The organism is Parabacteroides sp. AF21-43 (assembly GCF_003635435.1).
Lineage (GTDB): Bacteria > Bacteroidota > Bacteroidia > Bacteroidales > Tannerellaceae > Parabacteroides > Parabacteroides distasonis.
The window spans coordinates 53786-69132 of sequence record NZ_QTMG01000015.1 but is presented as its reverse complement, the minus strand read 5'-3'; the positions used below and the strand labels follow the sequence as shown (position 1 = coordinate 69132).

At 40.1% G+C, this 15347-nt stretch carries 8 protein-coding genes; 4 read left to right on the top strand and 4 right to left on the bottom strand.

What is annotated here, in order from left to right; translation table 11 throughout:
- Positions 1–94: 94 nt before the first annotated feature.
- The 4 genes from DWX84_RS11960 to DWX84_RS21855 all read right to left on the bottom strand — a co-directional run bounded on the left by DWX84_RS11960 (position 95) and on the right by DWX84_RS21855 (position 5170).
- Positions 95–2914 (bottom strand): TonB-dependent receptor, encoded by a 2820-nt coding sequence (locus DWX84_RS11960; RefSeq protein WP_044545677.1) that lies wholly within the window; start codon positions 2912–2914, stop codon positions 95–97.
- A gap of 130 nt (positions 2915–3044) precedes the next feature.
- Positions 3045–3596, bottom strand: coding sequence for an RNA polymerase sigma-70 factor (locus tag DWX84_RS11955; RefSeq protein WP_034527742.1), 552 nt, complete (start codon positions 3594–3596; stop codon positions 3045–3047).
- A 312-nt stretch (positions 3597–3908) separates the two neighbouring features.
- Positions 3909–4757 carry an IS3 family transposase gene (locus tag DWX84_RS11950; RefSeq protein WP_081033073.1) on the bottom strand — a complete coding sequence of 283 codons (849 nt, stop codon included), beginning with the start codon at positions 4755–4757 and terminating at the stop codon, positions 3909–3911.
- A 32-nt stretch (positions 4758–4789) separates the two neighbouring features.
- The gene (locus tag DWX84_RS21855) at positions 4790–5170 is read right to left on the bottom strand and encodes a transposase (RefSeq protein ID WP_048927972.1); all 381 of its coding nucleotides are present in this window, start codon (positions 5168–5170) and stop codon (positions 4790–4792) included.
- A 320-nt stretch (positions 5171–5490) separates the two neighbouring features.
- On the opposite strand from DWX84_RS21855, the gene DWX84_RS11940 reads away from it, so the two are divergent.
- The 4 genes from DWX84_RS11940 (at position 5491) to DWX84_RS11925 (ending at position 15338) form a co-directional block, all read left to right on the top strand.
- The gene (locus DWX84_RS11940; protein ID WP_048927973.1) at positions 5491–6558 is read left to right on the top strand and encodes a FecR family protein; all 1068 of its coding nucleotides are present in this window, start codon (positions 5491–5493) and stop codon (positions 6556–6558) included.
- A 253-nt stretch (positions 6559–6811) separates the two neighbouring features.
- Positions 6812–10102, top strand: coding sequence for a TonB-dependent receptor (locus DWX84_RS11935; protein ID WP_172618163.1), 3291 nt, complete (start codon positions 6812–6814; stop codon positions 10100–10102).
- Between the two features lie 24 nt (positions 10103–10126).
- Positions 10127–11647 carry a RagB/SusD family nutrient uptake outer membrane protein gene (locus DWX84_RS11930; RefSeq protein ID WP_036632352.1) on the top strand — a complete coding sequence of 507 codons (1521 nt, stop codon included), beginning with the start codon at positions 10127–10129 and terminating at the stop codon, positions 11645–11647.
- 118 nt (positions 11648–11765) lie between these two features.
- Positions 11766–15338 (top strand): glycosyl hydrolase, encoded by a 3573-nt coding sequence (locus tag DWX84_RS11925; RefSeq protein WP_048927996.1) that lies wholly within the window; start codon positions 11766–11768, stop codon positions 15336–15338.
- The last annotated feature ends 9 nt before the right edge of the window (positions 15339–15347 follow it).

The window sequence follows — 15347 nt, the reverse complement described above, 5'->3', positions numbered from 1 at the left end:
TTTATCCTAAGTTTTTTATATATTATCCTAAGTAAAAACAAGTCCGGTGCGTTTTTTGTTGCGTACGGACTTTATAAAGTCTCCACTTAGGGGATTAAAATCGATGTCCCGGAGGAGCGCCCATCGGACCTCTTCCCCGTCCGCCTCTACCCGGCGTTTTCACGTCGCTGGTAGTGGCTCCGCCTTTGAAGATGCTGAACCGATAGATGAAGTGTACCATGAAATAACTGCCTAGCGTGTTATATTCTGAGTCTTGTATATAGCTAGCGGTAACGGAACGGGAGATATTGCTTCGTTGTTGCAGGATGTCGTAGATCTTGAAACGGAGCGTCCCTTGGTTATTCTTTAAGAAAGACTTGGAGGCTGAGGCATTCCATAGGACTTCGTTCTGTTTGAATCCGTCCCCGTAGCCAGAGTTGGTAGACCAGTTCACGTCACTCTCTATCTTGAAATTGAGGGGCAGATAGATTGTCGTGTAACCGCCGGCTCCGTAATTGAAGGTGTTTTGGTTATTTTCCTTTTGCAGAGAGTTGCTGGTGGCATTGTAACGAATATTCCCGTTTACGCCCAGATCCAGATAAGAGGAGCGGAAGTCGATACCACCACGTTCGGACAATATGAGATTCCGGTTCGTATTCTTCTCCTCGTTGATATATCCGTTGCTATTAGCGAACGAGGCCATTGTCATGGAGTTGATGGAGAATTTCTTATTCTTCAAGGGGGTATTCAACATCATACGGACGTTGCCACTATAGTTGCCATTTACGTTTTTGTAAGTGGTGGTCTTTACACCTGTCTCTTGGTTATAAGAGGTATAACTTACGATATCGTTGATGATATAACTACCGTTTGCCATGATCATGAAGGCCCGTTGTTTCTCCGGCGTGAACTGTTGGAAACGAATAAATACGTTGTTCGTATAGCGGGGATTCAAATCCGGGTTACCGATCGTGATATTCGTCGGGTCCGAGATATCCGCTACCGGTTGTAATTGAGTCATGCTCGGTTGGCTGGTACGGCCATTATACATGATACGAAGATTCGTACGCTTATCGAACATATAGTTGAATTGAGCCATCGGGGAGAGGTTGACCACCTTACGGGTTATCTTGGATAAGGTCGTGTCGCCAACGAAATTCTCGCTGCTGGAATAGGATGGGTCCAGATTCAAGCCGATCGTGTAGTTGAACTTTTCCCGTTGAGACTTGAAGCTCAAGCTGGCCCGCTGGCTGATAAAGTTATTGCGATAGCTTTGGCTGTAGGCGGAATCTAATACATTATATATACCATCAGCGTCTTGGTTGTAAACATTCTTCAAGGCTTCTTGTTTCCGTTGGCTGATGCTATAAGTGGCTTGGATGAAATTATTATGCCCGATCGGTTCTACCCACGATACGTAGGCCCGGTAATTGAAACCTTTGTTGTCGTAACGTGAGCGCTGGTCGATAATGCTATTCTTCAAGGCATCAGTCTGGTTGAAATAAACGATGTCGGAACGGTTCATGCCGTCACTGTACGAATCGCTATTGCCTCCGGAAAGGGTGGCGCTGAACACACGCCCTTTGTTATTCAGCTTACGGCTGAAATCGATGCTGGCATTTAGGTTGTACCCGTTACTTTCCGAGTAATTGCTGGATTTGTTGGTATTGACCGTATCCCGTTCGTTATCCAAGGTGGTAGCATCACTGAAATTGTCGTTCATGCTGTGGCTGAAGCTGAAACTCGGGCGGAAGATAAGTTGAGTCATCGTATCCGGTTTCCATTCCAAGCGAAAGTCTACGCCAAAGTTATCGCTCTTCGTACGGCTCATCGCCTCGCTATTATCATAGGAGGAACTATCTCCGGGAAGGATATTCTGCCGATCACTCTTGCTGCGAGCGTCATTGTCGGAATGGGAATAACGAGTATTTCCCCCAAGAGTTAGTTTATCCGGCTTGAATTCCTTGCTGAAGTTCAAACCTGCGTTTCCGGAAGAGGTGATACCGCTACCCGCTCCGAAACCTCCTCGTCGGCCTCCACCGCCTCCCATACCGGAGAACATTGTTGAGGCTAGATCGGAAAAGCCCATATTATTCGTGTTATTCGCTCCCCCCATGAACGTGATCTGGTCATTATTCACGAAACGATTGACCATGGCGTTGCCTTCATACCGATCTTTACTTCCGTATCCACCATATGCGTTGCCAAACCAACCTTGCTTCATGCCGGGTTTCACGGTTAGGTTGATGACGGTCTCTTCCTCTCCATCGTCGAAGCCGGTCATTTGGGCCATATCGCTTTTCTTATCAAGTACCTGTAATTTATCGATCATCTTGGCTGGAAGATTCTTGGAGGCCACTTTCGGGTCATCGGAGAAGAACTCCTTTCCGTCCACCATTACCTTTTTCACCTCTTTTCCATTGACGGTGATCTTGCCTTCGCTATCTACCTCCACACCGGGCATCTTTTTCAATAAATCCTCCAAAACGGAGCCTTCGGTTACTTTATAAGAATCCGCATTGTATTCCACAGTGTCGTTGCGAACGGTAACCTCGGGTGCCTTACCTATAACTACGGCTTCTCCCAACTCGATCGCTCCGTCGCTTAATTCAAGTTTACCTACGTTTACGGGGTTTTTCTTTCCGGTGATTTGCAAGGGTTGGTACAATGGATCGTATCCGATGAATGTGATGTGTAGTAAATAACTTCCTTTCTTTACGTTTTTCAAGGTAAAACTACCATTACGGGCGCTCACCACACCTCGTACCATGGCACTGTCTTTTACGTTCAGCAATCGTACCGTTGCTTGCTCGATGGGGGTATCACTACCTTGCTCAACGACAGATCCGGTAACATTAACACCGCTTTGCTGTGCGAAAGCCATCGGTGAAAAAAGGATCATCAACAACATCAAAAGGCACTTTCCCGATTTCATAACTATATGGATTACATTGTTTACAATTACGAAAAGATAGACATGGTTCATTCAAAATAGTTTAATATAGCTTTTATGGATTTGATATTATTAACAATCGTGCAGGCCTTTGGATTTATGGAGAGTATTCTTAGAACAAGAACATTATAAAAGGTAAATAGTCCTTCAACTTAACTCGCAATATTTTCAAGGATTGTGTAATCCGGTATTCCACGGTTTTTATAGAAACCCCTAAGGCCTCTGCGATTTGGAGATTAGATTGTTCTCCGAATCGGCTAAGTTTAAATGTCTCCCGATAATTCTCAGGCAATTCTTCGATTGCTTTCGTGATATTCTCTGTAAGCTCGTTTACGAAATAGGTATCAGGATTCTCAAATTGATCTTTAATCTTATCATAAATCAGGCTATGTACTCGCTCATGATACAATTGCCTTTTGATCGCATTGAGGCAACGATGCTTAACAGCCATAAAAAGATAGGATTTCAAGGATATCTCTACAAATAAGGAATTTCGGTTTTCCCATATAAATAACATTAGCTCCTGAATAAGTTCTTCGGCATCCTCATCAGAAACATATTGGGAAGCATATTCGCATAGTGGCGAATAAAATTTGATAAACATCTGTTTAAAAGCGTCTTTACTTCCTAATTGTATTTGTTCAATTAAAGTAGAATCATCCATAGCACCTTCTTCATCCTTTCTTTTCTGTAAGCAAAGATATATTTTATCTTGGATATTCAAGGTTAAAATTAGGGTAACCACATCGAAATATCACTTTTAGGACATTCTTATCGTAAGATATGTCCATTCCTAAAATCACTTGTCACTTTTGGGGTAGTTAAACAACTTTACTTGTCAATAAACTCATGATCCTCCTGGCTTACTTGTCACTCTCTGATAAAGCCTACCAAAAAGCTTGTCATCAAGAATGGACAATGGATATACCAGAGTGATCCATATTCTCGGCGTACAAATGTAAGGAATCAAAAAGAATCAGGGTCTTTTTCGCCAAAGATTTTTCCCCGGCAGTTTGCCTTTATACACCTCCATCGGGCACTCCATTCCGATGCTCATATGAGGTCTTCGGTTGTTATAAAAGTCAATCATACGATTGATCTCATTGATCGCCTGTTCTTTATCCCTGTACATTTCCTGCTCGTATATCCATTCGACCTTGAAGATCCCGTTCTGTCTTTCCGCCATGGCGTTGTCTGTCGGCTCATATCCTTCTGTCATGCTTATCCGTATGTGATGCTCCATGAGGCAGCTGACGTAAGCGTCGCTGGCGTATTGTGACCCCCTGTCCGAGTGGTGTATGGTACCGCAAAGGTTGCCGCCTCCGGCGATCCGGATCGCCATGCGCAAGGCCTCTGTCGTATGCGAGGCGCTGAGACTGTCGGACAGGCACCAGCCCAATACGGCGTGCGAATAGGCGTCGGTGACAAGATGCAAGTACAACACGTCCCCCAATATCCACACGTACGTGATGTCCGACACCCATATATGGTTGGAATACCGCGCGTCTTTTCCCTTGATAAGATTGGGGTACCTTTTATAGACATGATTGGAGTCTGTCGTACGCCTACGTTTGTTGGGCTTGAGCTTAAAGCCTTTTGATTCATAAACCTTTAAGAACGAGTCTCGCCCGAGGGTCACAGCATGTCCCAAATCCTTTTCCTGTAAATGGAACAGTTTGAAACCTCCGATACGGGGACAACAAAGACGATAATAGCCTATCATGTCAGCAAGAAGCTTGACGCGTTGTCTCTCCGATACATCCGCCTTCATGTTCGCGTAATACCATTGGCGTTTCTTTCCAAACAGCCCGCAAAGGGTAGCCACACTCTCATGGGGATACTCCTCACGTAACGCCGTTACTGTTTGGCACCATCTTTTTTTAATATACTGATGCCTTCTTCCTCTTCCGCTATCTCTATCATCTTCTCGAAGGCACGGCTACGCATCTTCTCCAGCTCCAAAGAACGACGCAATTCCTCTATGCGCTTTTGAAGGGACTCCATATCTGTCAAATCCGATTGCTTGGGAACCATCTGTAACCTCTCTTTTGTTTCTGATGGCAAAGGTAACTGGTCCGATCCCACTGGGTATTCTTTTAGCCATCTATATATGCAAGGAGGGCTCAAAGAATATTTCTTCGTTATCGCATACTTGCTCATTCCGCTACTGTAATACTCGCGTAACACGGATAATTTAAAGGGTTCCGTGAACACTCTTTTGGGCTTTCTTTTGATCATTTCTATACTTTTTAGCCCCTTAAAAGTGTCAAGCTATTTCAGGACAAGACAACATACTTATTTTACCGATGAAGTACTACTTACTTTGCTGATGAAGTATTGCCTACTTTACTGATGGAGTATATATCCTTTGTGACAGGATTGATCTCACAAGGCGAGTTATTGTAAGATTCTTCTTATCCGGGGATACCCGGCAAAAGAGGAAGTAAATGATATTTGGAGCGGTTGTCCCGGGTTAAAATGAGAAAGTTGAAAAAAAATCGCTTTTTAGTTGAGGGTGCGTTCTTTCAGGATTGTCTTAGTTATAGAAACAGATAAGAATGAAAACGGAAAATAGACATATTAATTTCCAAGAGCCGGAAGGTATGATGCTTTTACGGTATATAAAAGATACAGCTTCCAATAAGGAAAAATCTTATATTGAGGCTTGGCTGGAAGCGGATGAAAATAATAAGAGGATCTTATTACAGACCGCTCGTATATATTATGCGAACAATGCGATGGAACGGATCGCTAGCCGGAATCCATTGATTGCCTATGAGAAGTTGGAACAACGATTGGTGAAACGGGCCCGTTTATATTGGTTGAAGAGGTTCTCTGTCGCTGCGGCTTGTATAATTGCTATTATTGGACTATCAAGCTTAATTTCATATATAAGGGTTGGTTCGAGTACCGATGATCCTCAGTATATAACGCTTGAAGCTAATGCGGGGATACGTACTCATTTTAATTTACCAGATGGTACAGTCGTGTATTTAAATTCAGGAAGTAGCCTGTCCTATCCAGTGCCATACGATTCTAAAGAGAGAAAAGTATGTTTATCGGGAGAAGCTTATTTTAAAGTTACTCATAACGAAAAACAGCCTTTTATTGTTAGTGCTTTCGGTGATCGATATAATGTGAGGGTATTGGGGACAGAATTTAATATGCAAGCATATGCGAGTGAAGACCAAATATCGACAACTTTAGTAAAAGGTTCAGTGAATGTAGAAGTGAAAAATAAGATAGGGAAAATTTATAAATGGGAATTAAAACCTTCAGAGAAAGCTGTTTGTGATATAGATGAAGGAAAGGTCTTAATAACGAAAGTAAATACGATTTATGAGACAGCTTGGATGGAAGGGAAACTTATGTTTAAGAATATGCCTCTACCTCAGGTACTAAAGAGATTATCTTATTTTTATAATGTCAAATTTGAAATACAAGATCCAGTGATTAATAGCTATTACTTTAATGGAACATTTGAGAATAAACAATTATCTCAAGTTTTGGATTATTTGAAGATTTCTTCACGGATAGACTATGAGATCAAACAAGCTATGACGGATGACAGCCAAGGTTCCCAAAGTACAATGGTTATATTGAGAAAGAAAAAAGGAAATGAGTGAAATTAAAATAGAAGTTTAACCTTAAATGTATTGCTTATGAGAGAATAGAACCTTCAGACTCTATTAAAAAACATACGGAGAGATGTTACCAGCATCTTTCCGTATGAAATCATCAATAGTAAGTCTTTAAACAGTACTAAAGAATTTATTTTTTTAATCTTAAATCAGTTACAAAAGTATGGTAAAAAATTATTATTACCAACAGGGAAGGCATATTCCTACCCTAGGGTTGGTTCCCAAAGTCGCAAGAACCATGAAGTTAACCTGTTTGTTGCTTTGTTTATCTATTGGATTTGTATTTGCCAATCAGTCACAAGCCCAAAGAAATGTATTATCTCTAGATCTATCAGAGACTACTGTTTCTGATGTTTTGGAAACTTTGGAGAAGCAAACCGATTTTCATTTCTTTTATAATAGTAAACTAGTTGATGTCAATCGTAGGATATCGGTGAATGTTAAAGGACAAGATCTTTTTTCTGTCCTAAATCAAATCTTTAAAGATACAAATATTCTTTACAAGGTGGTCGATAAAGACGTTATACTTACAGTTGCGGACTCCAAGAGTAAAGCTCAAGATGGTCGTAAGGTGACAGGTAAAGTAACGGATAGCAGAGGTGAAGCTATAATCGGTGTGAACGTTATTGAAAAGGGAACTACAAATGGGACGATTACAGATATTGGCGGAAACTATAGTATTGATGTTCCTTCTGGAGCTGTATTGGTGTTTTCATATATCGGGTATGTCTCTAAAGATGTATTAGTAGGGAATAATTCTGTTGTGAACGCTACGTTGTCTGAGGATATGCAATCGTTGGATGAAGTGGTTGTCGTGAGCTATGGTACACAAAAGAAGAGAGACTTGACTGGATCTGTTTCTAAGGTCAATGCGGACGAGTTATCAAGTATACCGGTAGGGCAGCTTGGGCAAAAATTACAAGGGCAGGTTGCAGGTGTGCAGATCAATCAAGTTTCAGGAATGCCGGGTCAAGGTATGGCATTCCGTATTCGTGGGGCTGCCTCTATAAATGGAGGTAATGAACCATTGTTTGTGGTGGATGGACTACCGATATCAACCGGGTTAAATAATATCAATCCGGATGAAATAGAATCTTTCTCTATATTGAAAGATGCTGCGGCAACTTCTCTGTATGGTTCGAGAGCCGCAAATGGAGTTGTCTTGATTACCACGAAACGAGGAAAACAAGGTCGGACGGAAGTGAGCTTAAATGCTTCGTATGGAATACAATCGATCCGGGGATTAAAAGAACCAGATGTAATGAACGCACGTGAGTTCGCTCAATTCCAAAAAGAATTTTATGAGGACAAGGCTAAATATGAAGGCTATACGGAAGGTGTCCCAGAGGCTTATCAACATCCAGAGCAATATGGAGAAGGTACGAACTGGTATAAAGAATTAACTCATTCGGCTCCTGTTCAAAATTATAGCTTAAGTATTTCGGCAAGTAAGGATAAATTCAATTCTGCGATTGTCTTAGGTTACTTCCGTCAAGATGGTGTTTTGTATAATACTAATTTTGAGCGTTTCTCTCTTCGTGCGAATAATGATTATCAAGTGAATGACCGTTTGAAATTAGGCTTGAATATAGCTCCGACATTACAATTGGCCAAAAATCAAACGATTGACGGGCAACGTAATTTGCTGAGTGCAGCTACATTAGCTTCTCCATTGTTAAGTCCTTATGATGCAAATGGAGATTATGTTTTGGCTTTGAATGCACCTAATATGTTTCCACAACCAAACTGGCGAAGGGTATTAGATGAAAAGATTGATCAGAGGAAAACGATAACGGTTTTGAGCAATATGTTTGCGGAGCTGGATATTTGGAATGGCATCAAGTATAAATTTCAAGCTGGAGTAGATATTGGATCGAATAATTTACGTGACTTTACTCCATCCACTGCAGGAGGCGCTTTTAATATTGCCCCCCCTCAGAAGGCAACGGCTAATTTTAATACGGGCTTCTATTATAACTGGACGGTTGAAAACATGTTGATGTATAATAAGACAATTAAAGATCATAGTATAGATGCTTTGATTGGCTATACTGCACAAAAATATACGTGGGAAGGTTCAGATTTGTCAGGAACAGATTTTCCAGATGATGATATCTCTTGGATTGATGCCGCAGCTACTAAAAATGGAACTAGTACGATGCAACAATGGGCGATGGCTTCTTTCATTGGAAGGGCTAACTATAGCTTTAAGGATAGATATTTGTTGCAAGTAACTTTCCGTCGTGATGGTTGTTCTCGTTTTGGTTCAGGAAATAAATATGCGAATTTTCCTTCAGTCTCTGCGGGATGGATTGCCTCTGACGAGGCATTTATGCAGCCGATGTCTCAAATATTGAATTATTTGAAGGTCCGTGCGAGCTATGGTTTGACTGGTAATTATAATATTGATAATTATAATTATCTAGCTCGGGTTGCTAAGGCAAATTATGTTTTAGGGGGAGCTTTAGCTCCGGGTAAAGCATTGGAAAGCCTGAGGAATAATGAATTAACTTGGGAAGAGACAAAACAGCTGGATTTGGGTATTGATCTTGGTTTCTTGAATGATCGTATTTTTATGATGTATGATTATTATTTGAAACGGACGGACGGAATGTTGTATCAAACGGATATTCCTGCAGCTACAGGTTTTTGGGATATACAATCCAATATGGGGGATTTCAAGATATGGGGGCATGAGATAACCATTACATCTCGTAATCTTGTAAATGAATTTAAATGGACTACTAATCTTAATGTTTCTTTCAACAGAAATAAAATCTTAAAATTAGGTACGGAAAATGCTCCGATTGGAGGATATGAGACTTATGGTGATTTTAATCGATTAGAAGTTGGACAACCGATTGGTGCTTTGTTCGGGTATATTTATGATGGAGTATACATGACGGAACAAGAATTAAATTCCCAACCTAAACATGCTACATCGGAGATTGGAACCGCTCGGATGGTGGACGTAAATAATGATAAAAAAATTGACGCTGATGACAGGACGATTATAGGAAATCCTACTCCTGATGCTATTTTTGGTATGACTAATGAATTCCAATATAAGAATTTTGATTTGAGTATATTACTTCAAGGTCAGATTGGTGGAGATATAATGAATGCCAATTATGAAAATACGGAAAATCTAGATGGTGTGTTCAATGTCCGTAAATATGTACAAGACAGATGGCGTTCACCGGAGAATCCGGGCAATGGTATTGTTCCGCGTACAAAATCAGGGACTACAGAGTTATTCCGTTTGGGGCATAGTGGACAAGTGTATGACGCTTCATATTTGGCGATCAAAAATGTTACTTTGGGGTATACGATTCCATTTACTCCTAATCATTATATATCGAAACTTCGTGTGTATTTGACTGCCCAACAACTTGCCGTTTTTACGAAATATCCGGGTCTTAGCCCAGAAGTTAGTCAAAATGGAATGGATTGGAGAGGATTAGGCGTAGATCGTACGGCTTATCCAGTTCCTAGAACATTTAGTATTGGGTGTAATATAACTTTTTAAGAATCTGTATAAAATAAATGAATTATGAAGAAGTTAATAAGTATATGTATAACTACTTTGTTATTAAGCTCTTGTTCTGGTGATTTTTTAGATTTGGCACCTCAGCATACAGGTAGTGAATCTACTTTTTTCAAGACAGAAGAGCATTTTACGCAAGCCATTAATGGAGCATATCAAAGATTACGTGATGTTCATGGCGTTTATGGGACATTAATGTCCGAAATGCGTGCCGATAATACTCATTATATCCGCTTTGAGGCGGATAGGGCACAACGTCAATATGAGGAAGTGGCAGATTTTACAAATGATGAGCAGAATATTGTAACTGATGATATGTATTATAACTGTTTTTCTGGCATTTCTAGGGTAAACTCTATATTGGATCGTATCGAGGGAATGGAATTTTCAGAAGAATTTAAAAATCATATAATAGGGCAAGCGAAGTTTTTGAGAGGGTATTACTATTTTCAATTAGTTCAGTATTTTGGAGGAGTTCCTTTATATTTACATGAGGTAATCGGTGTTAATGATGCGTTTTTGGCTCGTTCTTCTGAGGAGGAGGTTTACAAGATAATTTTGAGTGATGTAAATGATGCCGTTGCTAAACTTCCTGTTGTTAGTTTTCCACAAAATGGTTCTGCTACACAAGGTTCTGCACGTATGCTATTGGCCTATGTCTTGATGACAATGCCCTCTCGGGATTATGTTGGAGCAGAGGCTCAATTAAGGGAAATACTGAAGATGGGATATGAATTACAAACAAATTATGCGTCAGTCTTTGAACCCTCGAATAAGAATAGCAAGGAATCTATTTTTGAAGTTCAGTTTCAACAGGGGGATCAAGGACAGGAAAGCAACTGGTTGTATTATTTTATACCGAGAACAAGTGAGGCTGAGATTATAACAGGCGTTCCCGCAAGTAATACACTTAGCGATGCTGGCTGGAATATACCCACACAGGAGATGGTCGATTCTTATGAAGAGGGGGACTTGCGTGTAGATCCTTCGGTTTCTGTAATAGCAGGACATAATGATGAGTATGGACGTTTTGTATATGATAAAGTTTTTAATGTAGGGGATCTTGGAATTAAGGACTATCCTATATCTTATTATTTTATCAACAAATATCATCATGCTCATTCAAAAGTGAAAAATACGGATGATAATTGGCCTGTTTATCGGTATTCGGATGCTCTTCTTTTACTAGCGGAATGTTTGGTAGAACAAGGTAAGGCGGGAGAAGCTGTAACATTCGTAAATCAAGTTCGCCAACGAGCAGGATTAAAGGCTTTGTCTATGGTAAATGCTGATATTGTCGCGAAAGAGCGTCGGCATGAATTAGCTTTTGAAGGTCATAGATGGCAGGATTTACTCCGTACAGGAAAGGCTATAGAAGTAATGTCTGAATATGGAAAACGTATGAAGTCTTTATATCCGTATTTAACAGAAAGAACTTATCAGGTAACAAAAGAAAAATTAGTGTTCCCGATACCTTATCGTGAACTTCAAATTAATTCTTTGCTTGAGCAAAACACGGGATATTGATTAGTGAAAAATGAATTTGTTCCGGAGACGCTTTGTTCTCCGGAACGAATAGAAATACTATCTTTACCATTATTTGTTAACTGAAAGGTCTCTAGGGGCTACTAATTATTTAAAGTTTATGAAACAACGACTTTTCTTACTGTTCTGTTTACCATTTCTTATGCCTTCCATAAATTTTGCACAATCTCAAAAGTATAAGGGATATCCAAGACGGGGAGGAGATATTGATGTCTTATCCGGCTTTCAGAATCCCCCTAAAGGATATGGGAATGTTCCTTTCTATTGGTGGAATGGAGACCGTTTGGATAAAGAGCGGTTAAAAGAACAATTGGATATCCTTTCTTCTTCTGCGACAGACGGCTTTGCGGTTAGTTATATACATACAGATCCGAAAGTGGATACCTTGTTCAATAAAGACGGGTATGGCCTATATGGACGGACTGAGCCCGGTGAACCTGCTGTATTTTCAGATGAGTGGTGGAATATCTGGAAATGGTTTTCGGGAGAATGCGCTCAACGTGGATTAGGGATTGGACTAGATGATTATACAGTTGGCTGGATTGGAAACGGCTATTATCCGGATGAATTGGATACTATGGATATCTTTAAAGGATATAAAGGAGAGTTGGAGATAAATGCAATTCCTGTAAAAAAGGATGAGGTTTTCCAATATGATGTTCCGGCGGATTTAGTGGCTGTTGTCGCTTGGCCCGGTAAGATTAATCTCGAAACTAGCATTAAGAATGGGCAGATTATTTGGAAATCTCCTATAAGAGAGGATGTGAATGTCTATGTTATTAAGGCAAAGAATAAATATGTCCTTCATCCGGATTATGGGAAGACTTTGGTTGATGTCTATTTTAATCGTTTTGAAAATAAGATGGACTCTGTGGGAAAGGCTGGCATGAATTACTTTTTTCAGGATGAATTATCATATCCAATCAGTATGATGTCTTGGTCTGATGATTTTCAGTCGGAGTTTCAAAAACGAAAAGGATATGACATAACCCCGTATCTACCCGCATTGAAAGAATATATAGGCCCGATTACTCCCAAGATTCGATTAGATTATGCAGAGGTTTTAATGGATTTGTCTGAAGAACGTTATTACCAACCAATTTATGAATGGCATGCTAAGAGAGGGCTAATATATGGCTGCGATAATTTAGGACGTGGACGAAATCCATTATCTTATGTTGATTATTTCCGTGCGATCAGTTGGTTTACTGCTCCGGGAAATGATGCTCCATCTATGGGTTCCAGCTTTTTGGAGACGAAAGTTTCGAGTTCTATAGCGCATTTATATAATCGTCCAAGAACTTGGCTAGAAGCTTTTCATAGTATGGGTTGGGGGAGCTCCGGTGCATGGTTGACTCAACAAATAGATCATCATTTTATGGCTGGTGGTAATTTAGTTTGTATGCATGGTTTGTATTATTCAACTCATGGTGGTTGGTGGGAATGGGCTCCGCCTTGTTTCCATTTTCGTATGCCTTATTGGCCTCATATGAAAACTTGGTTGAAATATACGGAAAGAATGAGTTATCTGTTGAGTCAAGGAGAGCATGTTTGTGATATAGCCCTCATGTATCCGACTGAATCCATGCAAGCATATCCAGATATGACAGCCGATACAACATTTAATTTGGCTATGAAGTTAAGTGCTGCTGGATTGGATTATGACTTTATTGATTTTCGTTCTTTAAGGCAAGCCTCTTTTGACAAAAGTTCGTTGCATATAATGAATGAGAAGTATAAAGTAATGGTTATAGCAGGAATGAAAGCGATGCATTTTTCTTCTTTGCAAAAACTTAGGGATTATTACAGGGCTGGTGGCATTATTCTGGCAACAGGGGAGTTACCCTCTGCTAGTAGTAGAAAAGGTGAACAAGATAAGGAGGTCGACGAAATAGTAAAAGAGATATTCGGTTTGACTGCGATGGAGGCTCGTTCAGGTAAAACGGGGCAAATGCAAAGAAATGTGGCAAATGGAATTGGGTGGTATATTTCAGATGGTTCGATTGAGAAATGTATCCCTCAATTGATTACACCAGATTTTATTCCTAATGAAAATGGAGGTAAAGTGTTGCATCGAAAAGTTGGTGATCGAGATATTTATATGGTAATGAATGTGGATAAGAACTCTGAGTGTTTTTTCCGTAATACAGGCAAAGTGGAATTGTGGGATGCTCAAAATGGGACGATACACCCTTATCCTGTTCTTCGCCAGAATGAAAAAGGTACTTGGTTGAAATTGAAAAAAGAATATACCAATTCTTATTTAATTGTATTCTCACCGGGGACACCTATTCTAGAAAATATTTTGGAAAAGAAAGAATCCCTTGACTCTGAAATTTTATTAGATGGAGAATGGACTGTCAATTTGTTGCCGACATTAAATAATAAATGGGGTGATTTTCGTCTACCCGCATCCAATGAATATATTGGAGCTGAAGCTCGTGTCTTTCGTTTTATGGCAGAGAATCAAGCTCCTAAGTCTTGGATGGAAAAAGATTTTAAGGATGAGGATTGGGAAGAAGGAATTTATGGATATGGACCTCAATATGAGACTTGTTCGGATTCATTCCCCGATTGGAAAACCGTTTCGTTTTCTTGGCAGTATGGAGTATGGGATAATCCGGGTGCTCAAGGATATCATGGGCTGAAAGGTAAAATTAGTGATGGCTTCTTTATCTTGGATCGAGGAGGATTACAAAGGTTTAGGACTTATGTGTATGTAAAGGAGAGTGGTACTTATCGGGTGGAGCAGATTGGGACATTAGCGGATGTTGTTTTAATAGACGGTGCATTTGCCCATGAAAAAATAGAATTGACGCAGGGATGGCATTCTTTGCTCGTTGAGTATGCGAATACTTGTAAAATAGAATATAAATCTCAAACTGGAGCTTACCATGATGATCGTCCTCGAGGAGCCGTAGTTCTGTTACCTGAGAAAGTAGCAAAACCAATAAAACCATCTGCTTATTCGGATGAAATATCGATGTGTTGGGCTAAAACGGAACATTTGTTTTTTGATCCGTACCAAAGAAAGTATAATAGATGGAATTACCGTTTTCAATCAGTTCCGGGATTACAGGAAATGGATTTTGCGATTAGGGGTAGAGATTTGAAAGTATGGGTTGATGGAAAGGCGCTTCCGGATTCTGCTATACATCTTCTGAATGAGATGAGTCTGGATGGTATTAACCGATACAAGGTGATTTTTCCGGAGAAAAGGCAAAGAATAGGAACTATCGCTTTTTCAATCGCAGCTCACATAGGTAATCAAGGGACAGCGGTATTGGCAGAACCTGTAAAATTGAAAACAGGAACAGGTCTGCTTTTGAGAGGAAATTGGGCAAAAACGGGAGCTCTGCGTTGCTATTCTGGAGGTATGATTTATAAACAAAATATTCGTTTACCAAAGAAATGCTCAGATAAAAAAGTTTTATTGGATTTAGGGGATGTGGTAGCTACTTGTGAGATAAAGGTTAATGGCCATTCTGCTGGGATTTTAATGAGTCCTCCATACAAAGTGGAGATAAGCCACTTCCTAAAGGAAGGTGAAAATGAAATAGAGGTGTTGGTTTATAGTACATTAGCTAATCATTATCAAACTCAGCCAACGCCCTATCGTGGAGACCCTAAAGCCGGACTTATAGGCCCGATATCTTTGTTGATTTTTAATTAATTTAAAAGG